Below are 26244 nucleotides of genomic sequence, written 5' to 3' on the forward strand. Positions count from 1 at the left end.
GACGAGAGAGAAATAGAAAATTTAATGAATGATTTAGAACTGCGATCGCATCTGTTGCCCTTTAGGTTTTATCCTAAAAAAGTGTTAGCTAAAACCTGCAAAGGGAAATCTACCTGTGAAAAAAACTTTGTTTCTCAGTCCTCCTTCCTTCGATGGGTTTGATGGTGGTGCAGGTTCCCGATACCAAGCCAAGCGCGAAATTACTTCTTTCTGGTATCCGACATGGTTGGCGCAACCCGCAGCCCTTGTGCCTGGTAGCAAACTTATTGATGCACCCCCACACGGTCAAACAGTAGAAGATGTCATCGAAATTGCTCAAGATTACGAGCTAATTATCATGCACACCAGCACGCCTTCGCTGGCTAATGATGTCAAGTGTGCCGAGACAATCAAAGCTCGAAACCCTAATGTCAAGATTGGCTTGATTGGAGCGCACGTTGCAGTATTACCAGAACAGACGTTGCTTGAAAACCCAATTATTGACTTTGTTTGTCGTCACGAATTTGACTATACCTGCAAAGAAATAGCCGAAGATAAATCTTGGGAAGAAATCACAGGTTTAAGCTACCGCGATCGCCAGGGTAATATCCATCATAATCAAGATCGTCCCTTAATTCACGATTGGGATTCGATGCCCAGTGTATTGCCGATTTATCATCGCGATCTAGATATTACCAAATACTTTATTGGCTACTTATTGCATCCATACATTTCCTTTTATACTGGGCGGGGCTGTCCGGCAAAATGTACTTTTTGCCTTTGGCCGCAAACAATTGGCGGACACTTATACCGCACAAAAAGCCCCGAAGCTGTTGGCCGCGAGATGGAAGAAGCGAAAGCGATCTTCGGTGACAAAGTGCGGGAATATATGTTTGATGATGACACATTTACTATAGACAAACAGCGAGCGATCGCCATTAGCGAACATCTGCGGCGACTCAAACTAACTTGGAGTTGCAACGCTCGCGCCAATCTAGATTATGACACCCTGAAAAAACTACGCGATAATGGCTTACGCTTACTTTTAGTCGGGTTTGAATCTGGAAATCAGCAAATTTTAGATGGAATTAAAAAAGGAATCAAGCTGGAAGTAGCGCGAAAGTTTATGGAAAATTGTCATAAGCTTGGCATTACCGTACACGGCACATTTATCATTGGTTTACCCGACGAAACTCCACAAACAATTGAAGAAACAGTCCGGTTTGCTTGCGAGATTAGTCCGCATACAATTCAGGTTTCGATCGCAGCTCCATATCCTGGAACAGAACTTTATCGTCAAGCACAAGAAAATAATTGGTTTAGCAACACTTCTTTAGTTGCTAGTTCTGGAATTCAAATGTCTACACTGCAATATCCAAATCTCTCCAGCGCTGAAATTGAGGATGCAGTTGAAAGGATGTATCGGAAATTTTACTTCCGTCCCAGAGCGATTATTCCAATTGTTGGTGAAATGCTCACCGATCCCCAAATGTTAGTGCGCCGCTTGCGTGAAGGGCGGGAATTTTTCTCTTACTTAAAAGACCGTCGCACCCAAGCAACTGCGAAAGCCGAATCAGTAGTTGTTGGTTAGTTGTTGGTTATTTTTATGGAGGAATTGACGATAACCCAGCCAAATAAGTAAATGCACAAAAATAATTTACTGCGATCGCACCGTGTAATTAATTCTGTCTGACTACTTATCAACAAGTTAAAAATTATTCAGCCATGAAAATAGGAAGCAAAGAACACAAAGAGCTTTTTTGTCGTAGCTTTCTTGAAAGTCACTTGGAGTATGAACCAGAAAGTCTTCCTTGGCCGAATCTGGATCGTGTTGCTCTCGAAAGCTTGCAAAGCATTCCATTTTGGAGAGAAGCACTCAACACAGAACAAGAAGCAGGAGTGATGGTAAACGCTTTTGCAGCTACAATTAGCGACCCTTTATTAAAAGAAGCGATCGCTCTCCAAGGGATGGAAGAAGTTCGTCACGGGAGACTAATTAAATTTCTCATTGATCGCTACGATATTCAAATTTGCCCGCCTCCTGAACCTGTACTTCCTAATAATATTAAAACCGCCTTCCTTGACTTTGGTTTTGGTGAATGTCTTGACTCGTTTTTAGCCTTTGGCTTGTTTGGGCTTGCTCGTCGTCATATCAACTACATCCCAGAATCATTATTTGATATCTTCGATGCAGTTCTTAATGAAGAAGCTCGCCATATCATGTTTTTTGTGAATTGGGTAACATACCAGCAAATTCAGGAAAACAAAAGTAGTTGGTTACGAGGAATTAATGCTCTTGTACATTACAGCAGAGCCTTACAAGATAAGATTAAAGCCTTTAGTGGTTCTAACGAAGAACAACAAGAGGGTTTTACAGCCACCGGTGCTAGCAACTTTATAGATAATTTAACTCCAGAGTTATTGTTATCTACTTGCTTGCAAGAAAACACTCGACGGCTTGGTGTTTTTGATAAAGAATTACTCCAACCGCAACTGATACCTAACCTGGCTAAAACTGCCTTAGCGACTCTCAGATTTATACCTCGGCGTCAGTCTAATTCAATAGCTCAATTATCGGAACCTTAAAAATCCAAAACTTATGCAAGCACAGCGATTCGCCATCATCAATGGTGATGATTTTGGTTTCTCAAAAGGAGTTAATCAAGCAATTATCAAAGCACATAAAGAAGGAGTGCTAACTAGTACCAGCCTGATGGTGAGCGCTGATGCTGCAAAAGAAGCTGTCACTTTGGCAAAGGCCAATCCAAACCTGGCTGTTGGACTACATCTTGTATTGGTATGTGGTCGTTCTGTTTTACCGCCAGAACAAATTCCCCATTTAGTTGACAAACAAGGTAACTTTTCCAACAGTCCATTTTTCGCCGGTTTGCGCTATCAATTTGTTAAGGAAACCCATCAAGAACTGCGCCAAGAAATTCGCGCTCAATTAGAAAAATACCGTTCTACTAATTTACCTCTTTCTCATGTCGATGGACATTTGCATTTGCACATACATCCAGTAGTCTTGCAAATTTTAGTTGATTTGGCAGCAGAATTTGATATTAAAGTAATTCGTCTTCCCAGTGAAGAACTGAGAATGAATTTAAGAGTTAATCGCAGTCATCTACTGACAAAACTAGTTTGGTCAGGAGTATTTGGCAGACTACGCCGCTATGGTGAGAAATTGCTAGACTCCCAAGGTATTCACTTTACCCAAAGAGTTTACGGTTTATTGCAAACTGGAGGCATTACAGAGGAATATTTACTTAAATTGATACCCCAAATTCAGGCAAACTTGGTTGAAATTTACTCTCATCCAGCGATGCCTGCGGTGGTCACTGAGCGCAGCCGAAGTGCGGGCTTCTCTACGAGAGGCTACGCCAACGCCAACGCAAATGGAAAACTAAGCACAGGAGAAGCAGAACTGGCTGCATTGTTAAGTCGTCAGGTACGGGAAGCGCTCCTGAGTAACGGCTTTGAACTTACTAACCATCATTTCCTATCCCAACATACTGGCGTGTCCAGCCTTAAATAATTTTGAATTTTGAATGCGTGAATTTTGAATTGGTATAACTTTGTCATCTAAATCCCATCTAACGTACATACAAAAATCCTAAACTTATCGGCAGTGAATCTAGAAAATGCTAATACTAATTGCTGGTAATAAATGGCTATGTTTGCATCTACCTTCTTAACAAATCTTCATGCGATCGCTAGTTATTTTTTCCTAATTTTGTGCATAGCATCTGTTTTGTTTTATTGCTATGCAATTTATGCAGCAATAACTTTTTTTGCTGCTCCCCAGGCAATTAATCGAGAGTTTCATCCAGCTGTTACTATTCTCAAACCCATTTGTGGGCTTGATAGTAATGCTTATGAAAACCTAGCCTCATTTTGTCAGCAGGACTATCCCAAATATCAAATTATCTTTGCAGTACGAAACTCTCAAGACCCTTGTATAGAGATTGTAGAAAAAATAATTCACAATTTTTCAGATTTGGATATTTTGCTGATTGTAAGCGATCGCGTCATCGGTACAAACCTGAAAATTAGCAACTTAGCCAATGCCGCAGCCAAAGCTAAATACGAAATTCTAGTCCTTGCTGATAGTGATATTCGAGTTGGAGGTGATTATTTGCAAAGAGTTATCCAGCCGTTGCAAGATAAAAACGTAGGCGTAGTTACTTGTATGTATCGAACCGTAACTCAAGGATGGATATCGATATTAGAAGCTATTAGTACTACTACTGAATTTCACGCCGGGGTTTTAGTCAGCAATATTAAAGAAAATGGTATAAAATTTGCCTTTGGTTCCACCATTGTGATCCCGAAAAAAGTACTAGAAGCTATCGGTGGATTTGAAGCGATCGCTGATTATCTGGCAGATGATTTCCAACTAGGCTATTTACCTGTCCAAGCAGGTTACAAAGTTGTACTTTCTGACTACATAGTTGAACACGTACAAATAAGCAACAACTTAGTTGATGCCATCAGACGACAGATTCGTTGGGCGCGTGGTAAACGAGTTTCTCGTCCTTGGGGTTATTTAGGACTAATTTTTACCTATGGTGTCGTCACCAGCTTGTTGTTGTTGATTGCCACTAATGGTTCAATATTAGGATGGCTAGGATTATCTATCTGTTGGATAACAAGATTGGTGATGGCTTGGGTTGTTGGTACTATCAGTTTGAAAGATCCAATAGTCAAAAAGTTTTTGTGGCTCGTTCCTGTGTGCGACTTGTTAAGCTTTGTTATTTGGTTTTTTGGCTTTATTGGTAACACTATAGAGTGGCGAGGACAACAACTGAAGCTAACTAAAGATGGAAAGCTATTAGTACCAGAAGACAAAAATTATGAATTATCAATTAAGGTTTTGACTAATAAGGGCGCATAGCGCCTGTTGCATCCAAATCAGAACCGCTATATATATATTCCAAGACCAAATCAAATTTAAGTTTATCTATGATTGCAAAGCCTTGGGATGCTCAACTTGCTTACTGGCTAATTAAACCTCTCAAAGACAGTTGGGTAAACCCCAATCATCTTACTACAGTGCGACTTCTGACAGGGTTGGCGGCGGCTGTCGCCCTTGCAGTTGGTGATATCATTTGGGTTAACATTGGGGCATGGCTATTTGCTTTATCTAATTTTCTCGATCATACAGACGGTGAATTAGCTCGTTTGAGTGGGAAAAGTAGCAAATGGGGACATCAGTATGACCTTGCTAGTGACGCTATCATCCATATTCTATTATTTGTGTGTATTGGATACGGTCTTAGAGAGGGAAAATTTGGTTGGTGGGCGTTGGTGATGGGGATAGTATCAGGCATGTCTGTTGCTTGCATTTTTCATTTGCGAAACCAAATGGAACAACGTTTAGGTAAAGATGCCAGCCGTCAACCAAATTTCGCCGGCTTTGACATTGAAGACGTGCTATATTTGTTTCCCATAGTTCCTTTACTGAATGGACTAGAGCCGTTATTAATGGCAGCGACGATTGGAGCGCCAACCTTTGCAGTATGGGTAATTTGGCAATTTTGGACACTCCCGCAGCCGGAATCAAACTAGATAAGGAAGCAGTGAGAGAATAAATAAATAATTATCAATGGACATCAATGGAGCTTCAAACTGAAATTGATAAAGCTATAGCAGCTATTAATTACCAGAAACTTCAAGCAGAGTTTCAAGCACAGAATGAATTATTGGTGGTTGAAAACTTTCTCCCTAACTCGATTATTGAGCAGTTTTTGGCGTTGTTGCCGTCTTTGCAACCTGCTATCAACCGCAACTATATTCCCAATCATAAAAAGGGCGGTAGTATCAGCCGCTATAGCTTAGACAGTCTTGCTCCGATTTTTGGAGAATTTTATCAACTCAGTGCCTTTTGCGATTTCCTGAACCAAATTACGGCAGAAAAACTCCTTTCCTGCCCTGAAGCTGATCCCCATACTTACGCGCTGTACTATTACACTGAGCCTGGAGACCATATCCAGTATCATTACGATACTTCTTACTATCGCGGGAAACGCTATACAGTTTTGCTTGGTTTGGTTGATAATTCATCCAGTAAGTTGGAATATCAACTCTACAAAGATATTCCAGAACGGGAGACACAAACGCGATCGCTCTCCTTAACTCCTGGTACTCTAGTCTTATTCAACGGTGACAAACTTTACCACAGAGTTACTCCTTTGGGTAACAATGAACAGCGCATTGTCTTAACTCTGGAGTACGTCACTGACACCCGTATGGGTATGTTAAAACGTTTTGTCTCAAATATGAAAGACGCGATCGCCTATTTTGGTTTTCGTCAAGTGTTTCGCACTTAAAGTAACTAGTACTTGGCTTCTACCCAATACTTTTCGGATAAGCCTTAACAATCTCTCTTTTGGTCTGGGAAAAGGTTAAAGGGTAAGGGGGAAAGGTGAATTAAAACCTTTCCCTTTCCCCTTTCCCCCAAAACCCGAAAAGTATTGGGCTTCTATCTATATTCCAATACGCTTGGGTTAAGAAATTTATCCGTTGAGGCAGGGGGAGAACTCCATCAATAAATTTATTGGCGGTAAAACCCTTTATTGCTGCGGAATTACAGCATCTTTCTCCCCTGCTTGCCTACCTCTCTGGTCTGAATTATCAAAACGCCTTACAGCTTCGTCCCACACTCAGCACAGAAGTTATGAGTAGGAGGATTTTTGGCATCGCAGTTACTACAATAAACTGGCTCGGCTGCGGCTTTGGGCGGTTGCTTCTGCAAACCGACCATTTGAGCGTTGCTCTTACCAGGGGCTACCATTGGATAGCAGTTTTCGTCTCTGGTGACGTGGACATTTAAGATTACTGGCCCGTTGTGTGCTAGCATTTCGGCGATCGCATCTTTTAATTGACTGCGATCGCTGATTATCATGCCTTTAATGCCATAAGCTTTTCCCAATAACTCTACGTCTGGCATTCCTATTTCCATGTCGGAGCATGAGTAACGTTCACCATAGAAGGCTTGCTGCCACTGGCGTACCATCCCTTGCCAGCCGTTATTGAGGATTATTGTCTTGACATTTATGCCATACTGTGATATCGTTCCTAGTTCCTGTAAACACATTTGGAAACTAGCATCACCGCTAATACAGATGACTTCTTCATCAGGAAACGCCACTTTCGCGCCCATTGCCGCAGGTAAGCCAAAACCCATCGTTCCCAAACCAGCGCTAGAAATCCAGCGCCTTGGGCCATTCTTCAGGAATTGTGCTGCCCACATTTGATGTTGTCCGACATCTGTGGTGTAGAAAGCGTTGGGTGCTTGGCTATTGACTTCTACAATCACTTCTTGGGGTGAAATGCTGTCGGGATGCTGCGGCACGATTAGAGGATACTCTTCGCGCCAACGGTTGACTAGGTTTAACCACTCTTGGTTTTGATTAGGTGTAGCCTTAACGCCTGTTTCTTTACAGCGACGCAGTAAGTCTACTAACACGTTCCGCACATCGCCGACAATGGGCACTTCGGGAATACGGTTTTTGCCGACTTCTGCTGGATCGATGTCGATATGAATTACTTTGGCGCGGGAGGCGAATTCGTCTAATTTACCTGTAACGCGATCGTCAAATCTCGCGCCGACGCAAATCAGCAAGTCGCAATCACTAACAGCAAAGTTAGCGTAAGCAGTGCCGTGCATCCCCAACATTCCCAAAGCTAGGGGATGATGTTCGTCAAAGGCACCGATCCCCATTAAGGTTGTGGTGACAGGGATATCGAATAATTCAGCTAGTTGTTTGATTTCTTCATGAGCGCCAGCTGCGATCGCACCACCACCCACATACAATAGCGGACGGCGACTTTCAGTAATCAACTGAATTGCTGCATGAATTTGCCGGGGATTTCCCTTCACCGTGGGACGATAACCGCGTAGTTTAACTGAACCTGGTTTTACAGGTATGTAGTCAAATTCTTCTAAAGCGACATCTTTAGGGACATCAATCAAAACTGGCCCCGGACGCCCAGTGCTAGCGATGTGGAATGCTTCGGCGACAATTCGCGCCATATCTTTGGGATCGCGCACCACATAGGAGTGCTTGACGATTGGGAGGGTAATCCCGTAAATATCAGTTTCCTGAAACGCATCTGTACCAATCGACGGACGTGCCACCTGTCCTGTAACCACAATCATCGGGATTGAATCCATGTAGGCTGTGGCGATGCCTGTCACCAAGTTAGTTGCTCCTGGGCCAGAAGTACCAAAGCATACTCCTACTTTGCCTGTAGCACGGGCATAACCATCAGCAGCGTGGGCTGCGCCTTGCTCGTGTCTCACGAGAATGTGCTTCATAGCACCAGTTGCTTCCACCTTATACAGGTCATCATAAATTGGGAGAATTGCCCCACCAGGATAACCAAAAATGTAATCAACGCCGTGGCGATGAAGGCTGTCAAGTAGAGCAAAACCGCCAGATGCACGTTTGGGCACGACTGGCGGATTAGAAGCACGAGACTGTTTGTGATTCTCGGTTTGTGGGAGACTAATTGGGGAAAGCGATCGCACGTTCAAACCTCAGACTATAGCTAAAGTTAATGCTGAATTCTGTAGTTAAGATTTCATTTTAATGGAAAAGTCCAATTAAATTCTGAGAATTTTATATATTAGATATAAAGCTAGATTATTAGCCTACATTAATTAAATTACGTCTTGCAAGACATTGCGGGTATTTTTCCAAGCCCAAACACCGACGACCACGATAACAATACTCATTCCTACTAGTACAAATCGCAAGCCTAGAGCATCAGTTAATGGCCCAGTAATCGCCAGAGGTAATGCCAGAGCGATGTTGACGGCATGATTTTGAAAGCCAAATACTTTACCGTGCATGGTCGGTGGTGTTTGCTGTTGAATTAAAGTTTGCATGGGGACACCAATTAAGGCAGCACCTACACCCAAAAATGCACAGAGTCCTAGCGCCAGTAACAAGTTGTGCGTAAAAGTGAACACTCCTAAAACTAGTGCGATCATCAAAAATCCAATTAAAGGTAGAGGCTTGTGACGCAATTTATCACCCCAGTGGCCTAAAATCGCTGCACCAGATACCATACCTACTCCTGCTGCTGCCAAGAAAAAGCCAAACTGTTTTTCTTTTAGACCAAACTCCTCAGCTAATCGAATCGTCAGTACTGTTAAGGCTGCAAACACACAATATAAAGTTGTCAGTTGCAGCATCGCGTTCAAAATCAAAGGGTTTTTCTTGAGATAGCGCAGACTCTCAGTGAATTCAGCCCAAGGGTGATTTGATGCCCGATGTTCCCGGTGAGGTTTGTCTTCTTTAAACTTAATTGGCTGCATAATTGCGGCCGATAATATGTATAATCCACCAACCACAAGCTCTTGACCGTATTCTTCTCCCATCCAGCTTTTCGCCAAACTCAAAATCGGCTCTCCAATAGCAAAACCAACAATTAAAGCTCCCATCATCGTGCTAGTAAACAGCGCATTGGCTGCCAACAAATTCTCTCGCTTCACCAACAAGGGAATTGCTGCTTGCTCGGCTGGTGCAAAAAACTGCGTCACCGTGGAAATGGCAAAAGTCAGGATTAACAGAATCAGGAAGTGTCGGGGTAACAAGGGAAGACACAGCGTTAATATTCCCCGCACGACATCTGAGCCGACCATAATCAGCTTTTTTGGCAAACGGTCAACAAAAATGCCACCAGCAGAGCCGAACAAAATTGCTGGGATTGTAAAGGAGAGCATCAAGGTTGAGTACATCGAGTTTTGTGCCAACCCAGGAAGCGGTGGGTAGTTCTCCAGCAGAGCAATCAGCAAAACGAAGAAGACCTTATCTGCTAACTGGGACAGGAGTTGCCCAATCCACAGGAGCATAAAACCACGGTTTTTTAGCAGTGCGCTAAACCCGTTATTAACAGCAGCCGGTTCAGTTGGAAACATTAGATACTTTGGGTAGATGGGGCATAGGGGAAAATAAATGCTAACTCCAAACTCTGTACAGACGCGATTAATCGCGTCTCTCCTCACTCCTAACTCCTGTTTACTTAATCCATTGTCCGGATTAATTTGCTTCATAGTGCTTTAACAGCATAAGCAAAAATTCAGCTGCTGTCAGACGACCTTTGGGTGGAATAATCTCGATGGATGGATCTACCCAACAGCCTTGTACAGTTTGGGGAGATTTCCAGATGGACAAATGATCAACTGCTGGTTCTGCATAAAAGTTATTTTGCCCGCTACCAAGTAAACATGAACTCCAATGAGTGAAATAATCATGACTTATTCGATGAATCGGGAAATTTCCCTGTAATGGGACTCCCCATCCATCTATAGCAATAAACGCTTTCACACGACCACCCAAGAGTTGCCACAAATGTGCTGCCCCTATTGCCCCAACTACGCCAGCACTAAAGCTTATGAATATAATTGGTGATTCTAAAGAGTCGGTCAAGCGATACCTGCGGTGAGCTACGCTAACGCGCAAAAACTGCAAAATGTGGAAGGCTGATAAAACCAAAACATCTTTACCCGGATAAACCAGTATATTTGGGGGATTGTGTGCGATCGCGCCATGAGAAACTAAATCTAACAATCCGACTCTAAAGCTTTCAGTTAACTCTGGCTCATGAATTCCAGGGCAAATAATTATATTCATCCGTAAGACTATTTTTGATTTTTTCCTTTTCTAATGTACAGAGCTTTTTGAAAAGTTAAGCAATATTATTGTATAATACCTTATTTTTACTGAGTAAATTATAGTTGCTTCATATATTATCCCGAAATAATACTATTTCAAAAAATGATTAATTTTGGTTATAAACAATATCAGATTAATCTAATCAATTAAATGTTTATTTTTATAATTATTTTTATTGTTTTATTTTTAATTCTTTTGGGAGCTTCATACAATAGCTTGATTCAAAAAAAGAATCAAGTTGATAATGCATTTTCTAGTGTTGATGTAATTCTGCAAAAAAGAAGCGATTTGATCCCTAGACTTGTTACCTTAGCTCAAATATATATGCAATTTGAGCAAAAAACATTGATAGAAATTAGCAGACTCAGAAGTACTATCACTTCAAAAAATTTAAGTAATAATAGCCGAGTTGCTGTAGAAGACCAAATTTCGAGAATGTTAAACAAAATTATCGTAGCAGTAGAAGCATATCCCGAATTAAAAGCAAACGATCATTTTATCCAACTACAATATTCGTTGAGTGAAGTAGAAGAACAACTTTCCGCCGCTAGAAGATTTTATAACTCTGCCGTAACTGAATATAATAATGCTGTAGAAATGTTTCCGACAAACCTTATAGCTTGGTGGATGAAATATCAACTAAAATTACAGTTTAAAGCTAATCTACAAGCTAGAGAAAATGTAATTATTCAAATAAATTCTAAATAAATTTAAAGTTTAAAAAATATGTCCAAACTTAATTCTGCACAAAATCAGGAATTATTAAACGCAATAGTGAAATTGTTAGAACATAAAAACTACAATTTAGCGCTTCAGACATTGGAAAAGTTTTTCCAAAATAATCCAGAAACCAATACAAAAGAATATTTGTATGCACGAGTATTGCTTTTAGACACATACCTCTATAATGGACGCTTTGATAAAGCAATTAACTTATGCAAAGAATTGAGTAATAGTAAACATCAAACTACTCAGATTTTAGCACAATACTATCTTGCCGAGATTCTGCCAGAAGCTAAACTTACAGAGCCAAAATCATCACTAAATTCAACTAAAGGTTCACTCACTCCTGCACAAGCGACTGAACTTATTCATACTGGTTATGAAGCTCTTATTAAAAAACGTTATAAAGAAGCAATTCGAGCATTGAAGATTTGTTGTCAAGCTGCTTATCCAGCCACAAAAGAATATTTAAAAGCACACAAATTACTGATAAAAGTATATCAGGAAAATGGGCAAATTAATCAGGCGATCGCTCTTTGTCAGCAACTCCTGATTAATAAACACGAAGCAACGAGAAAATGGGCAAGACAACTTTTATTTACAGACCTATTTACAGATAATATTGATGTATCCGCAACGGCACAAAACCCCAACAAATTAGAAGTTAAGCTACAAACACCAATCGAAACCTTACCAGAAGAACCGGAACCACCTATTCAAAAATTTCCCCCAAAAACATTAAATGAATTCAAAATATTTTGTCAAAAAAATCTCTTGAGCGAATTGAAAATATTTGAATCTCGTAGAAAACAAGCTTTATTATCTACTATTACTCTTCATCTGCTTTTTTTATCTTTTTTAATTATAACGTTCAAGCTTCTCTCAATGATATCTTTTGATATAAACGATTATATTTATATTGAAAAAATTCAATATAAATCTTCATTAGTTGAAAATCACTATACACCAATAGCCGTAGTATTTATATGTAAAATTATAATTTTTCTTTTTTTATCTTTCAATTATTTATTGTGCTTTTTATTGATTTTTTGGATTTGGATATTTTTTTATTCGACAATTTATCAGGGCTTTTCCGCAGGTTTTACATACAAAACATCTGAAAAAATATTTACTTTCGTAAATAAAAATAAGAATTTAAAATATCTTAGTTCTTGTTCCAAAGAAGATAGTGAAAGTACTATCAATTGTTTTCAACACAGTCAACTATTTAAAGGGATTATCAACCCAAATAATATTGAACATGACATTTATATTTATGGTAAAATTAATAATCTTGATATCTGCTTCTCAAATATTCGTGCAGAATTAAAATTAAAACATGATTGGACTAATTTTTTAGATATTATCTTTTTTATTGCTCGGAGATATGAAACAGTAATTCAATCCCATATAGGTTATCTGTTTGTATTTTCAACTTTACGTGTTTTATCTTTATTAATCTTTGTTATACCATTTACATTTAGCGCTTTAACTTTCAGAATAATCAAAATGATTCCATATATAATTAATAATATTTTACGTGGTAAAAATATTGAGTATAAAAAATTTGAATCTGAAGTTTTAAAAAATCAATTTACCCGAACAAGCTTAATCTTTAAAGGATTATTTTTTAAAGCTAAGTTTAACAAAAATCTGCGAACTGTTACAATTGTTCAACCAAAAGCTATCAACGCTAATATTCATGCTCTTAATCATGCTAAGAAACAGGTAATTAAATTAGAAGACCCAGAATTTGCTAAATTTTTTACTGTTTATGGTGATGACCAAATAGAAGCACGCTATGTTTTATCTACTAATTTAATGGATAAAATAGTTAATTTTCGTAAAAAAACCAATAGAAATATCTATATTTCTTTTGTTGATGACATGATATATATAGCCATTGAAGAAGCAGTAGAAAATAATATACTTGAACCTAATCTCTATAAAAGTGTGTTAAGCTTTGCGCCTTTAAGAGAATATTTTGAAACTCTCAATTTGATGTTGGGCATTGTTGAAGATTTAAATCTTGATAGACATATTTGAGACAAAGCTGCACATATTAATTTCACTGAGCAGCTTTTCGGCATCTTCATAGCTTTCGTTATTCCAGCGATATAGCTATTTTAAATTGAATGAGGTACGCAGATAGACTTAACCCCCTAACCCCCTTCCCGACGCGGGAAGGGGGAAGAATTTAAAGCCTCTTTCCTTTTAGGAGAGAGGTCAAAAGTACACTTTTGATTCAATTTCCCATACCCAATGCCCCACAAAAGTCTTACTTTTGATGTATTATTTTGATTTTCCCACCTATCCTATCCCCCTGGATGGGATAATAAGTTACAAGTAGGGAAAATGTGCAAACTGTTCCCTAACGTTATATTTCTCTGCACTCTGGTTATATTGAGGAATTAATTGTGGTTGCCACGCCGGAAAAAGTACAACACACCCACGAGCATCTATCAGGTAAAGACCGTGTAGCCGTATTGCTTATGGGCTACGGCGAAGTCGAAAGCTACGAAGATTTCGCCAACTATAACGAACAGGCTTTAAATCTACTGACAGCAAAATTCGCACCAGTACCAACCTGGATTTATCCGCCTCTGGCAAAGCTTTTGGCGCTATTTGACCGCCATGAGTGGGGACACACACACCACGATTTTATTTCCCCACACAATGCCATCTTTGAACAGCAACGGGCTGGAATTGAGAAGAATTTACAAGAAAAATGGGGCGATAAGGTTCAAGTTTTCAAGGCTTTCAACTTCTGCGCTCCTTTTCTACCCAATCAAGTTTTAGCAGAAATCAAAAACCAAGGCTTCGAAAAGCTACTAATCTACCCACTGCTGGTTGTTGATTCTATCTTTACTAGTGGGATTGCGATCGAGCAAGTTAACAATGCTCTCGTTGAGTTGACTGATGGTGAGGAACACTGGGTTAAAGCACAGCGCTACATTCCTTCTTTCTTCAACGAACCAGCTTACATCGATTTAATGGCTCATTTGGTTGAGGAGAAAATTGCTGAGTTAGCCGGAGCTTATCTCCCTTCTCAAATCGGTATTGTGTTAATGAATCACGGCTGTCCCCACAAAGCCAAAGGCTTTACTTCTGGGATTGCCGAAAGCGAAGCAATGTACGACTTGGTTCGGGATAAATTGATTAACCGCTATCCCTTAATCTCCGTGGGTTGGCTGAATCATGACACACCCCTAATTGATTGGACACAGCCAAATGCAGAGCAAGCTGCAAATAACCTGATCCAATTGGGTGCGAAAGTAGTGATATTTATGCCAATTGGCTTTGCTACAGAAAACCACGAAACTCTGTTGGATGTACACCATATCATCCATGCTTTAGAGAAACAGCATCCTGGCACAAACTACGTGCAAATGGCTTGCGTCAATGACCATCCCGAATTCTTGGCAATGGCGGCTCAATGGGCTGATACTCATATAGCAGAGTTGTTGTCAGAGCAACCTTTAGCAGTTAATCCCCAACTTGCAGGCGATCACCATCATCACCACCATCATCATTAAGTAAAGTTTGAGTTTAATAGGGTGGGCAAAGCTTTGCCCACCCTCAACTAATTTACGCCCCGTAGTTTGCGAGTATTATCAACTAAACTCTGAGCAAATTGATCGAATCTTTGAGAGAGCTTCTCATCTACGAGTTTGCCTTCAGGACTGAAAGCACCCCAAGCTTGTCCGATCGCAATTTGTTCAGGGATAGACCAACAATGCACCCATCTGGTAATTAACCGTAGTTCGTTTAGAGCGTTGCTATTAGACTGACCACCCAAAACACTGATAAATCCTGCTACTTTATCAGATAGTTGATCGAAGCTCATTAAGTCCAGAGCATTTTTTAGGACACCACTAACGCCACCATGATACTCAGGTGTCGCTAAAATTAACCCATCGGACTGACTAACTGTTTCTTGCAACCTCTGAACATCTGGATACTCTGGATACTCCTTTGCGCCAGTGCAAAATGGTAGCTTCAACTGTCGTAAATCGAGAATTTCTACCTCTGCGCCTATAGCTTCAACCCTTTGCGCTGCAACTTCTAAAGCAAGCTGGGTATAAGAGTTGGGTCTTAAGCTACCACCAATGCCAATAATTTTCACCATAATTAACCCACAAACCATTAACTAGCTACTATTACCAGATTTCTTAAAAAGCGGAATCGTTATGACTATGTTTATCTTAGCGATTTGTGTCAGAATGTGTCAAATTGATATCAAGGGGGCTGGGGACACTTCGACTGCGCGGTAGTTGAGCGTAGTCGAAACTCAGTGCCTCGCTGGTGGCTGGGGACTTGGGACTGGGAAAGAATTATTTTAATCCTAATCTCTAATACCCAATCCCCAATCCCCAATCCCAAATCCCCAATCCCCAATCCCCAATCCCAAATCCCCAATACCTAGTCTGGAAGTTAGACTAGATAAGAAAAGTGTAATTTCCAGTTATTACAATTTTTGATAGAAGAATAGGCATAAAACCATAGGTCAACTTGTGCCAGCAGACAAAGGGTAACTATTATGACAAATTTGGGAAAAAAAGCATTGATAAAAAGGCAGTCCTCAAAGCGTGGTGCTTGGGTTGGTGCGATCGCTGCTAGTTTGATTATGTTGCCAGGAATTTTCGCTAGTACTCCTGTCATGGCACAAAAAGCAGAAACCACCTCTCTAAATTATGGCGACTTGATCAAGAAAGCGAAGGCGGGAGAAGTTCAAAAAGTAGAGCTTGACGAAACTGAACAGATAGCAAGGGTTTATCTCAAGGGACAAAAGGATGATGCACCACCTCAACAGGTGAGACTTTTGGCGCAAAACACAGAGTTAATCAACATCCTCAAAGATAAAAATATTGATTTTGGCGAAGTTTCCTCTGCCAACAGTCGAGCTGCTGTTGGACTGTTGATTAATCTCATGTGGATTGTGCCACTGCTGGCTTTAATGCTATTGTTCCTGCGGCGCTCTACTAATGCTTCTAGCCAAGCGATGAATTTCGGCAAATCCAAAGCTCGCTTCCAAATGGAAGCAAAAACTGGAGTGAAATTTGAAGATGTCGCTGGGGTTGAAGAAGCTAAAGAAGACCTTGAAGAAGTTGTTACTTTCCTAAAACAGCCAGAAAGATTTACTGCTGTAGGCGCACGTATTCCTAAAGGAGTGCTGTTAATTGGCCCTCCTGGTACTGGTAAAACTTTACTAGCAAAAGCGATCGCAGGTGAAGCTGGTGTACCATTCTTCAGTATTTCCGGCTCAGAATTTGTAGAAATGTTCGTTGGTGTGGGTGCATCTCGCGTGCGCGACCTCTTCAAAAAAGCCAAAGACAATGCTCCTTGCCTAATATTTATCGATGAAATTGACGCAGTAGGTAGACAACGGGGTGCTGGTATCGGTGGCGGTAACGACGAGCGCGAACAAACCCTCAACCAACTGCTCACCGAAATGGATGGTTTTGAAGGTAACACAGGCATCATTATTATTGCTGCCACTAACCGCCCAGATGTTTTAGATACAGCATTACTTAGACCGGGACGCTTTGATAGACAAGTAATGGTAGATCCACCCGATCTCAAAGGGCGACTAGAAATTTTGAAAGTCCACGCGCGGAATAAGAAAATCGATCCTAGCGTATCATTAGAAGCGATCGCTCGCCGCACTCCTGGTTTTACTGGCGCAGATTTAGCTAACTTACTCAACGAAGCCGCTATTCTCACCGCTAGAAGACGTAAAGAAGCCGTCACTCTTTTAGAAATTGATGCTGCTGTAGACCGAGTTGTTGCAGGTATGGAAGGTACCGCCTTAGTAGACAGCAAGAGCAAGCGCTTGATTGCCTATCATGAAGTTGGACACGCTTTAGTAGGCACATTGCTCAAAGAACATGATCCCGTGCAGAAAGTTACATTAATTCCACGGGGACAAGCACTAGGATTAACTTGGTTTACTCCTAACGAAGAACAGGGGTTAATTTCCCGTTCCCAACTCAAAGCCAGGATTACTGCTACTTTGGGTGGTCGCGCCGCCGAGGAAATCGTTTTTGGCAAGCCAGAAGTGACCACAGGTGCAAGCAATGACTTGCAACAGGTGACTGGGATGGCGCGGCAGATGGTGACACGCTTCGGGATGTCAGAATTAGGCCCATTGTCCTTAGAAAATCAGAGTGGAGAGGTATTTTTAGGACGCGACTGGATGAATAAATCAGACTATTCTGAAGAAATTGCTGCCAAAATTGATTCGCAAGTGCGTGAAATTGTTAGCAATTCCTACATTAAGGCTAAAGAATTGTTGGAAGAAAACCGGATAGTTTTGGAACGTTTAGTAGATTTGCTAGCAGAACAGGAAACAATTGAAGGTGATTCATTCCGCAAAATTGTTGCTGATCATGTTCAGGTAGCGGATGAACAATTGGCTGTACCTCATTAAAAATATGAGTGAGAAATAATGTAGAGACGTAGCAGTGCTACGTCTCTACAAGGGTTCTGGATTAAGCATATTTAATTTCTGGAGATGACTATTAAGCAAAAGTCAATAGTCTATCAATTTTAAACTACTGAAAATCCAAAGGCTCAGATTCCCGACTTCTTAAAAAACGTTGGGAAATTTTTTTTTGGAAAGAGTTAGAAGGCTACCTCGGCCTTCAATACGGTTCGGATAAGCATTTTTCATTTTCTTTGTGGTCTGGGGAAAGGGTAAGGGGTAAGGGGTAAAGGGTAAAGGATGTATTCAAAACCTTTCCCCTTTAACCGAACCGTATTGCCTCGACCTTTGCACAAAGTAGCACACCTAAAGTCTTCTCACTGTCAAGCTTAGGCTATTGTATTATATATACCCAAATAATGTACTACAAGTAAACATAAACATTATGAAATGTAGATTTTGGGCAAGTTATCTGCTTGCTGCTTTAGCATTTCTACCCTTTGAGCCTGTAAGCACTACTCAGGTTTTGGCGACATCAGTTTACCAACTGGCACAAGCAAAATCTGCTTACACCCAATATATGCAGCTTGGTTATAACGAAACCAAACGGAGAAACTATAGAAAAGCTTTATTGAATTTTCAGCAAGCAGAACGGTTACGTCCTGGAGATAGGTATGCTACTGCTGCAATTAGAAATGTTACTGGTTATATTCAACGCGGTAGCAATAGAAATCGGATCGCCTTCGTCCCAGGTAGACCTGGTAGGGTAAGGTCAGCAGGAACACGGGGAAATTGCTTTCAAACTGGACAATATCTTATTCCCTTGACACCAACAGATAAGGAAGCTCAACGAACCACAGCAGAGCATCCCACATTCTTTTTCTACCTTCCTCAAACCTCGACAACAGTGCAAGCACTAGAATTTGTTTTGCGAGATGGTGATAGCATTGACCCATTATATAAGGGAACTTTCAAACCTGTTGGGCAAAATGGTATTGTTAGTGTAGATTTACCTGTCGATCAGCCATCTCTACAAATCGGCAAAGAATATAATTGGACTTTTTCGATGATTTGTGATAGGAGTAATCGCGATAAAGATTCGTATGTAGAAGGTACAATTGTGCGATCGCAAGATGAAAACCTATCTCTTCAGCTAAATCAACCAAACACAGACTTAGATCGAGCAGTTTTATTTGCCACAGCTGGATTTTGGGAAGATGCTCTGAGAACTTTAGCTAATTTACGCCGCCAGCGTCCTAATGATCCTGAAGTTCAGAAGTATTGGGAAGATTTGTTAAATTCAGTAGACATAAAAGAAGTTGTAAACAAGCCTTTATTGCCCTGTTGTACTGCCCAGAAATAAATTAACAATTACTTAAAAACCCGGTTTTCATAGAGAAGCTGGGTTTTTTACCTTTTAATTTAAGAGTAGCAATAATTGGTTAAAGATGCTAAATTATAAGATTATTTTTAACGTGTACAGATGTACTGTTATTAAGGTATGCAGCATAATAAACGCTTCCACCGGAGGATTGGCGGTTTTGTTGCAATTACCAGTTTATTGCTCAAAATCTAGAACGCAGTTGCTATGATCAAACGCCTGCTTGTAGTCGAGTCTCCCGGAAAAGTTAAAAAACTCAGTCAAATTCTGGGTTCCGATTGGAAAGTTCTCGCAAGTTTTGGTCATATCCGAGAACTCAGCAATGAAGGGGACGATTCCTTGGGCTTTGTCATGGACGGTAGTAATGTTAAATGCAATTACGTTCCGCGTGACCAACGAGCGAAGGAAACAATTCAGAAGCTCAAGTCTGCGGTGAAGCAAGTTGATGAAGTTGTTTTAGCAACTGACCCAGACCGGGAAGGCGAGACAATCGCTTGGCATCTCAAAGAAACGCTGGGTTTAAGGGAACCGAAACGAGTAATTTATACTGAGATTACAGCATCGGCGGTACAGAGTGCGATCGCTAATCCCAGAAAGCTAGACCAAAATTTAATCGGTGCTGGGTTGTGCCGAGATTGCCTAGATAAGTTGGTGGGTTATAAAGGTAGCCCTTTAGTTTGGGCATTGAATAACGGTGCTAAGAGTGTTGGTAGAGTCCAAAGCGCCACATTGCACCTGATTTGTCAGCGAGAAAACGAAATATTGACTTTTGTCCCCCAAGATTACTGGAGTGTTTGGGTAGATTATGCGGAAGGATTTCGGGCTTTTTACAAAGGGACGGTCGATTCTGCAAAAGATGCAGCAGAACAAGAAACTGAAACTCATGATGACGCGAAGGTAGGTAATAGTCCAGAAACACCGGAGTCTAAGCGCGTTCTTTCCGAAGCAGAGGCTACACGTTTAGTTGAAGAAGCACAGCGACATCCTCATCAGGTGATTCATTTTGAAGGAAAAATCGTTAACCGCCAGCCACCGCCGCCATTTACAACTTCCAGCCTTCAGCAAGCAGCCGGTTCAAAGCTGAGGTTTGCTCCCGATAAAACTATGGTTGTTGCCCAAAAGCTCTATGAGGCTGGGCTGATTACATATATGCGAACAGACTCAGTAATGCTGAGTCCAGAATTTTGTGCCAGCGCCCGTAAATGGTTGGAGCAAAATGATCCGCCGAATGTACCGTCGCAAGTCGCCAAGCATCGCAGTAGCAAATCGGCTCAAGAAGCACATGAAGCGATTCGTCCAACCGATGTGTTTCGTCCCTCAGTTCAGTTGCGTTTAGAACTTCCTGATGATGAGTTTAATTTGTATGTGATGATTTGGAAACGCTCAATTGCTTCTCAGTGTCGGGCTGCCCAATTGCGTAAAACTCTGGTGATTACTCAGTCTGGTTCTTTACTGTGGTCAGCTAGAGGGCAAGTGATTGAATTTTATGGTTATGCTCGGTACTGGAATAATCTCAGTAAGGATAGTGTTTTACCTTCATTACAACAGGGACAAGCATTGAAACTGGAGAATGCGGGACATGACAAGAAGCAGACGCAGCCACCACCCCGTTATAGTGAACCAAAATTGGTGCAATTGATGGAACGTAAAGGAATTGGTCGCCCAAGTACTTATGCTCCTACTGTTGCTACCTTAAAGAAACGAAATTATGTTGAGTTGAAAAAAGACCATCTGCAACCGACAGCGTTAGGGTTAGAAGTTGATGCATTTTTGCTCAAAGCACTGCCGGATTTACTAGAGGCGGAATTCACAGCAAAAATGGAGGATGCCCTTGATGCAATTTCCGAAGGAAAAAACTCTTGGCAGCATTATTTAACTAGTTGGAATCAGAATTACTTTGTACCAGCGCTCTCCAAAGCTAAAACTGTAGTTGCGAGTTCCCCAACAGGTAAAGCTAATGTGATAACTGAGCGCAAATACGAAACTTCCAAGACTCGATGTCCTGAATGCAAAAATTTTCTCGCCAAAATTCCGAGCAGTAAGGTCAAAAAGAAATATTTCCTCAAATGCACAAAAGGCTGTGAAAATGTCGTGCTATTTTGGAGCGACTTTAACAAAACTTGGCAGCCACCACAAACTAAAACAGTCCAAGCTGAAAATCAACAAAAGCCTCCTGTGAAGATGACGGCATATCCCTGTCCAGTATGTAAGAAACCTCTAGAGGAGTACAGTTACATCAAAGAGGGGCAGAGTAAAACAATGTTGCGATGTTCTAATTCACGATCCCGTAAGGATACCAAACATAAAAATGTGGCTTATTTCAATACGCAAAAAGGGTGGTGGAGTCCTAAGTTTGGGGAGTTAGTAGTTAAGAGTTAATAACAATTCTGTATGAAGATGCGCCAAAATATATGAGGAACGTAGACGCGTTAGCGAAGCGGTAGCGACGTTCGCGTAGCGTCTCGCAGAGAAGGAGCGTCAGGGGCTTGCCGCAGGCTACCGCAAAGGCACAAAGGACACAAAGAAAGAAAGTCAGATGTTTTTATAGCTTAGAAGTGTGACATTCGTCTATAGTCGATTTTTGGTGGGAATCACAATCATTGAGAAATAGGGTACTTCGGCTGGATCAACTTCATCCAGGGGGATGATGCGTTGCTGTGATGTTGATGCCCGCTCAATGTATCTTGCTCGTGATGCTAGCCCTAATTTATGCAGGATATTTCGTACTTTGGTAAAGTGACGACCTAGCTTCATAATTGCGGCGGCATCAGTCATTAGCAGATGTGTAGTTAGTTCTTCTGCTGGCAATGGGGCGGGTAGAACTGTGAGAATATCGGTGTAGTAGGTGAAAGGTACGCCCAAGGCTACCGGACAAGCCATTAGCGAGGAAACTCCGGGGACAACTTCTGTTTCGTATTGGTCACATAAGCGCGTGAACAGGTACATGAACGAACCATAGAAAAATGGATCGCCCTCGCACAGTACTACGACATCTCGTCCTGCTGCTAGATGCTCGGCGATTGGTTCAATTTCCTGGTCATAAATAGATTTTGCCTTTTCTGGCTCCAAAGCGCGGGGGAGGTGAAATAGCACCTCAATTTGATTGCCAGGAAGATACTCTGCTACGATCGCTCTGGCGATACTTTCTTTATCTGTGGCTGATTGATAAGCTACCACAGGAGCCGCACGTAATAGCCGCAGTGCTTTCAGAGTCAATAGTTCTGGATCGCCTGGGCCGACACCAATTCCATAAAGCCGACCTTTGGGTTGCATATTCATTCTTCCTCCGTTGCCAGGGCGTTAACTGCTGCTGCCGCGATCGCACTTCCACCGCGCCGACCGTGCAAGGTCAAAAATGGTACATTTCTGCTGTCTGCTGCCAATGCTGCTTTCGATTCTGCTGCACCAACAAATCCTACTGGAAAGCCCAAAATTATAGCAGGTTTGGGTACTCCTTCATCAAGCATTTCTAACAGCCTAAATAGTGCTGTGGGCGCATTCCCAATTGCGATTACCGATCCTTCTAGGTGCGATCGCCATAATTCTAAAGCTGCCGCCGACCTTGTAGTACCCAGACTCTGAGCAATTTCTGGCACTTTTGGCTCGTTGAGGGTACAGATAACTTGATTGTTTGCAGACAACCGCCGTCTGGTAACGCCATCGGCAACCATCCGGCAATCGCACAGAATTGGCGCTCCATTTGCCAATGCTGCCCTTGCGGATTGTATTGCTGTTGGTGAATATCCCAAGTCTGTGACAATATCCGTCATTCCACAGGCATGAATTAGACGGACGGCAACTTTTGCTACATCTGGCGGCAGGACATCTAGGTTTGCTTCTGACCGGATGATTGCAAAGGAATGACGGTAAATTTCGTTGGCATCTCGGATGTAGTCGGGCATTCGATTTGAGATTTTAAATTTTGGACTTCGGCTCCTTTCGGCTCCGCTCAAGGCAAGTCGCTCAGTCGAACGATTTTGGATTAATTTGTTAGTTAATATGGATACTTCTTTTTCACTAGAAGAATACCTAATTTAATTAACCGCAGAGGCGCAGAGAACACAGAGTCAGAGAAACGGAGGAATCAATCATCTGTATTTATCTGTGCTTACATCTTCTAAATATTTATTAAATAACTGCTGTAATTGTGCTATTGGATAGCGATTAGCAAATTCCCCGAAGGACTCATCAGAATTTAGGCGTTGAATTTTATATACATATAGCATCCGCTCTATTAATGCAGGTAGTTCGGCAAAATTTACATATTGATATAGTTCACGTCCGAATTTCTGCTTGCTGTCACCAACATAAATGTGATAGGTTTCCACAGTTTCATTGTCAGCTTCAATGCTGACACCGAGGAGAGCAATATCACTTTTGCTATGCTGGGCACAAGATTTTTCGCAGCCGCTAAAGTGGATATTAACTGGGCAATCCAGAGTAAGGCGAGTTTCAAGATACTCTGCTAATGCCAGCGCATGACTTTTAGTGTCTGTGGCAGAAGCGGCGCAACCCTTTTTTCCCGAACAGGCAACTAATCCACCTTTGATGTTGGTTGGGGAGGAATCTAATCGTAATAAAGCTATTTCACTTTGGACATCAGCAACCCATTGCTGAGGAATATCTGTAAGGAGCAAATTTTGCCAAGGGGTTAGCCTGAGAGTTTCACTACCGTATTTTGCTGCTAAATCTGCTAAACCCCGCATCTGTGTACTCTCCAATCGCCCAAGGGGCAAGACGACACCAATGTAAAATAAGCCTTGCTGACGTTGGGGATGGATACCAATATGCTGATATTTCGCATCTGACCTTTCCCCCAACCCCTCTCCTACAAGGAGAGGGGAGAATTTCTCTCCCTTCCCTCTCTTCGAGACGCTGCGCGAACGTAGGGGGGGTTGGGGGGTTAGGTCACTGGATAAAAGAGAAAAAGGTAAACGCTGTTCAACTTCTTGGAGATAATTTTCACAACCCAAAGTATTCAATAACTCTAAGAGACGTAGCCGCCGCTTACTGGTAGTATGACTATGAGTTAGATAGACCTCCGCTAAAGCTGCCAAGACGGGCAAACATTCCTCTGGTGGTAACAAAATTCCGGTATCGCTGGGCGGTTGACCCTTCTCGCCGACACTGAGATGGAGGCGAAAGTAAACATTACCATCAACTAAGACAGCTGCAAAGGCGATATCATTTAAGCGATCGCACACCCGAATTATCCCACCACCATCAAAGCAAACGCTAAATTTTGCCGATAGTCCCGCAAGCGCCGGATGTGCAGCAATATAATCATCCCAACTTTGGACAAAAGGGCGAGTGTCGATTAATTCTTGGGGATCGATACCAGCAGTTGGACTGGTCATGATATTACGGATGTGGTCTACAACACTATTGCCAGAACCCAATCCCATAAGCTGTAGGTATTTCAGAACCTCAGCATTTATCCCCGTGCGAATTTCACGAACTTGTAGGTTAGCTCGATTAGTTACATCCACATAACCGCCACCGTGCTGTTCTGCTATATCTGCGATCGCACGGCATTGCTGACTACTAATAATTCCACCTGGGATTCTAACGCGAGATAATATCCCATCTGCGGCGGCTGTAGCATAAAACAAGCCAGGACAAGTGGCAAATCCAGAAACCAAACTTAGAACTCCTTCCCCGTGCAACGCAGGGAGTAGATGGTAAGTGTGTCTTGAGGACATCCTGAGAGTTGGCATTCTGACTTGGGCGATCCCATCACAGCTGCGGCACAGTCCCGGAATTTCACCGGAGTTTCCCAACTCTCAGCTTTAGTAATTTAGACTTTGTTTAGGTTAGAGATATTAACCAGACATCATCCAGATAATCATTTTACATTACTATAGCCAGAAATTTTACTTGAGCTTATGCACTGCCGTTTTAAGTGGTTGATGGTTACGTTGGTGCGATCGCGCAGAAAGCCGCGATCGGCTTTTCGTAGAAAACGACGGTGATTTTTTTTGTTTTCATCCCCGTTAGGGGAAGTGGTTATGTAAAGTCGAGGTTCACGGTTGTTCCCGAAGCCAGCCTCATTTGGAGTTTCCATCCCCGTTAGGGGAAGTGGTTATGTAAAGGGTTGTTTGGGCACTATTACCTGAACCACAGAAAAGTTTCCATCCCCGTTAGGGGAAGTGGTTATGTAAAGCCAACAATTGATCGCCAACGAACATCCGTCAGGAGACGTTTCCATCCCCGTTAGGAGAAGTGGTTATGTAAAGTTGAGAAGTACTTGAACAAGCCAATAGACATAAAGTTTCCATCCCCGTTAGGGGAAGTGGTTATGTAAAGAAGGTATAGTTTTGTCCCAACCGGGAGACGTAGTTCAGTTTCCATCCCCGTTAGGGGAAGTGGTTATGTAAAGCCGACAAATTTTTCTACTATTCCATCGCCATTAGCGTGTTTCCATCCCCGTTAGGGGAAGTGGTTATGTAAAGTGAGCAACATCGGAGGCGCGTATGCATGGGATGCAGCGATGTTTCCATCCCCGTTAGGGGAAGTGGTTATGTAAAGAATCTGTATTGCAATAGTTGTCTCTCATTGTTTTTTGTTTCCATCCCCGTTAGGGGAAGTGGTTATGTAAAGAGTTGGCGAATGGGTTCGGCAACCCGGCGCTGGTCGGAGTGTTTCCATCCCCGTTAGGGGAAGTGGTTATGTAAAGTGTTTGGGCCACAACAAATTTTCTCAGTGGATTCGTCGTGTTTCCATCCCCGTTAGGGGAAGTGGTTATGTAAAGAATTTGCAGAGCATTAATCACACATATTTTGTTGTTAGTTTCCATCCCCGTTAGGGGAAGTGGTTATGTAAAGAGTTACCTTTTGGAAACCTTACTGAGTAAGGGTTTGAGATACCCAAATCGACACCACTTTTAAAATTGTCAACAACTCTCAAATAATTCTCAATAAGCGATTGATTTTGTAGCCTGAAACCCTTACTGTGGAAACAATCGACACCAGTCAACGAAGTTATGCAGTTTTCAAGGTTCTGGCGAGTGGTGTCGATGAGTTCAACACACTTGAGAAAACGGTATAGCAGTT

Annotated in this window: 19 protein-coding genes, 1 CRISPR repeat array and 1 riboswitch; of the genes, 12 read left to right on the plus strand and 7 right to left on the minus strand. The window is 41.8% G+C overall.

Annotated features, from left to right (window positions below; genetic code table 11):
- The first annotated feature begins 115 nt into the window (after positions 1-115).
- The 6 genes from hpnJ to RMX98_RS23350 all read left to right on the plus strand — a co-directional run bounded on the left by hpnJ (position 116) and on the right by RMX98_RS23350 (position 6308).
- A complete protein-coding gene (hpnJ, locus tag RMX98_RS23325; RefSeq protein ID WP_322680798.1) occupies positions 116-1570 on the plus strand; it encodes a hopanoid biosynthesis associated radical SAM protein HpnJ in 1455 nt (484 codons plus the stop codon).
- 134 nt (positions 1571-1704) lie between these two features.
- Positions 1705-2565, plus strand: coding sequence for a ferritin-like domain-containing protein (locus tag RMX98_RS23330; protein ID WP_322680797.1), 861 nt, complete (start codon positions 1705-1707; stop codon positions 2563-2565).
- Between the two features lie 13 nt (positions 2566-2578).
- Complete coding sequence (hpnK, locus tag RMX98_RS23335) at positions 2579-3514, plus strand: hopanoid biosynthesis-associated protein HpnK (protein WP_322680796.1); 936 nt, start codon at positions 2579-2581, stop codon at positions 3512-3514.
- 138 nt (positions 3515-3652) lie between these two features.
- The gene (gene hpnI, locus RMX98_RS23340) at positions 3653-4873 is read left to right on the plus strand and encodes a bacteriohopanetetrol glucosamine biosynthesis glycosyltransferase HpnI (RefSeq protein ID WP_322680795.1); all 1221 of its coding nucleotides are present in this window, start codon (positions 3653-3655) and stop codon (positions 4871-4873) included.
- 68 nt (positions 4874-4941) lie between these two features.
- Complete coding sequence (locus tag RMX98_RS23345) at positions 4942-5547, plus strand: CDP-alcohol phosphatidyltransferase family protein (protein ID WP_322680794.1); 606 nt, start codon at positions 4942-4944, stop codon at positions 5545-5547.
- 47 nt (positions 5548-5594) lie between these two features.
- Positions 5595-6308, plus strand: coding sequence for a 2OG-Fe(II) oxygenase (locus tag RMX98_RS23350; protein ID WP_322680793.1), 714 nt, complete (start codon positions 5595-5597; stop codon positions 6306-6308).
- Between the two features lie 314 nt (positions 6309-6622).
- On the opposite strand, the gene ilvB is transcribed toward RMX98_RS23350, so the two are convergent.
- From ilvB to RMX98_RS23365, 3 genes are all read right to left on the minus strand, one after another.
- Entirely contained in the window at positions 6623-8512 is a 1890-nt protein-coding gene (ilvB, locus tag RMX98_RS23355; RefSeq protein ID WP_322680792.1) for a biosynthetic-type acetolactate synthase large subunit, read from the minus strand.
- A gap of 132 nt (positions 8513-8644) precedes the next feature.
- Positions 8645-9907 carry an MFS transporter gene (locus RMX98_RS23360; protein WP_322680791.1) on the minus strand — a complete coding sequence of 421 codons (1263 nt, stop codon included), beginning with the start codon at positions 9905-9907 and terminating at the stop codon, positions 8645-8647.
- 121 nt (positions 9908-10028) lie between these two features.
- Complete coding sequence (locus tag RMX98_RS23365; RefSeq protein WP_322680790.1) at positions 10029-10622, minus strand: hypothetical protein; 594 nt, start codon at positions 10620-10622, stop codon at positions 10029-10031.
- A gap of 192 nt (positions 10623-10814) precedes the next feature.
- On the opposite strand from RMX98_RS23365, the gene RMX98_RS23370 reads away from it, so the two are divergent.
- From RMX98_RS23370 to RMX98_RS23380, 3 genes are all read left to right on the plus strand, one after another.
- Positions 10815-11372, plus strand: a complete 558-nt coding sequence (locus RMX98_RS23370) for a LemA family protein (protein WP_322680789.1) — start codon at positions 10815-10817, stop codon at positions 11370-11372.
- Positions 11373-11390: 18 nt separating this feature from the next.
- Positions 11391-13433, plus strand: coding sequence for a DUF3137 domain-containing protein (locus tag RMX98_RS23375; RefSeq protein ID WP_322680788.1), 2043 nt, complete (start codon positions 11391-11393; stop codon positions 13431-13433).
- Positions 13434-13804: 371 nt separating this feature from the next.
- On the plus strand, positions 13805-14923 hold the full coding sequence (locus tag RMX98_RS23380) for a ferrochelatase (protein WP_322680787.1): 1119 nt from the start codon (positions 13805-13807) through the stop codon (positions 14921-14923).
- A 47-nt stretch (positions 14924-14970) separates the two neighbouring features.
- Here RMX98_RS23380 and RMX98_RS23385 read toward each other — a convergent pair whose 3' ends face one another.
- Positions 14971-15516, minus strand: coding sequence for an NADPH-dependent FMN reductase (locus RMX98_RS23385; protein WP_322680786.1), 546 nt, complete (start codon positions 15514-15516; stop codon positions 14971-14973).
- 411 nt (positions 15517-15927) lie between these two features.
- On the opposite strand from RMX98_RS23385, the gene ftsH reads away from it, so the two are divergent.
- The 3 genes from ftsH to topA all read left to right on the plus strand — a co-directional run bounded on the left by ftsH (position 15928) and on the right by topA (position 21571).
- Positions 15928-17817: an ATP-dependent zinc metalloprotease FtsH gene (gene ftsH / locus RMX98_RS23390; protein ID WP_322680785.1), complete on the plus strand. Its 1890-nt coding sequence runs from the start codon at positions 15928-15930 to the stop codon at positions 17815-17817.
- A gap of 439 nt (positions 17818-18256) precedes the next feature.
- Positions 18257-19174, plus strand: coding sequence for a DUF928 domain-containing protein (locus RMX98_RS23395; RefSeq protein ID WP_322680784.1), 918 nt, complete (start codon positions 18257-18259; stop codon positions 19172-19174).
- Positions 19175-19399: 225 nt separating this feature from the next.
- Positions 19400-21571, plus strand: coding sequence for a type I DNA topoisomerase (topA, locus tag RMX98_RS23400; protein ID WP_322680783.1), 2172 nt, complete (start codon positions 19400-19402; stop codon positions 21569-21571).
- 189 nt (positions 21572-21760) lie between these two features.
- Here the strand turns inward: topA and RMX98_RS23405 are convergent, their stop codons facing one another.
- The 3 genes from RMX98_RS23405 to cobG all read right to left on the minus strand — a co-directional run bounded on the left by RMX98_RS23405 (position 21761) and on the right by cobG (position 24909).
- Positions 21761-22465 carry a precorrin-2 C(20)-methyltransferase gene (locus RMX98_RS23405; RefSeq protein WP_322680782.1) on the minus strand — a complete coding sequence of 235 codons (705 nt, stop codon included), beginning with the start codon at positions 22463-22465 and terminating at the stop codon, positions 21761-21763.
- 2 nt (positions 22466-22467) lie between these two features.
- On the minus strand, positions 22468-23094 hold the full coding sequence (locus RMX98_RS23410; RefSeq protein ID WP_322680781.1) for a precorrin-8X methylmutase: 627 nt from the start codon (positions 23092-23094) through the stop codon (positions 22468-22470).
- A gap of 186 nt (positions 23095-23280) precedes the next feature.
- Entirely contained in the window at positions 23281-24909 is a 1629-nt protein-coding gene (cobG, locus tag RMX98_RS23415) for a precorrin-3B synthase (RefSeq protein WP_322680780.1), read from the minus strand.
- Positions 24883-25014, minus strand: a riboswitch (cobalamin riboswitch). It overlaps the preceding gene by 27 nt.
- 157 nt (positions 25015-25171) lie before the next feature.
- Positions 25172-26016: a CRISPR direct-repeat array (repeat unit 37 nt; unit sequence TGTTTCCATCCCCGTTAGGGGAAGTGGTTATGTAAAG).
- Positions 26017-26244: the final 228 nt, after the last annotated feature.

This window comes from Nostoc sp. DedQUE02 (assembly GCF_034531035.1).
Taxonomy (GTDB): domain Bacteria; phylum Cyanobacteriota; class Cyanobacteriia; order Cyanobacteriales; family Nostocaceae; genus Nostoc.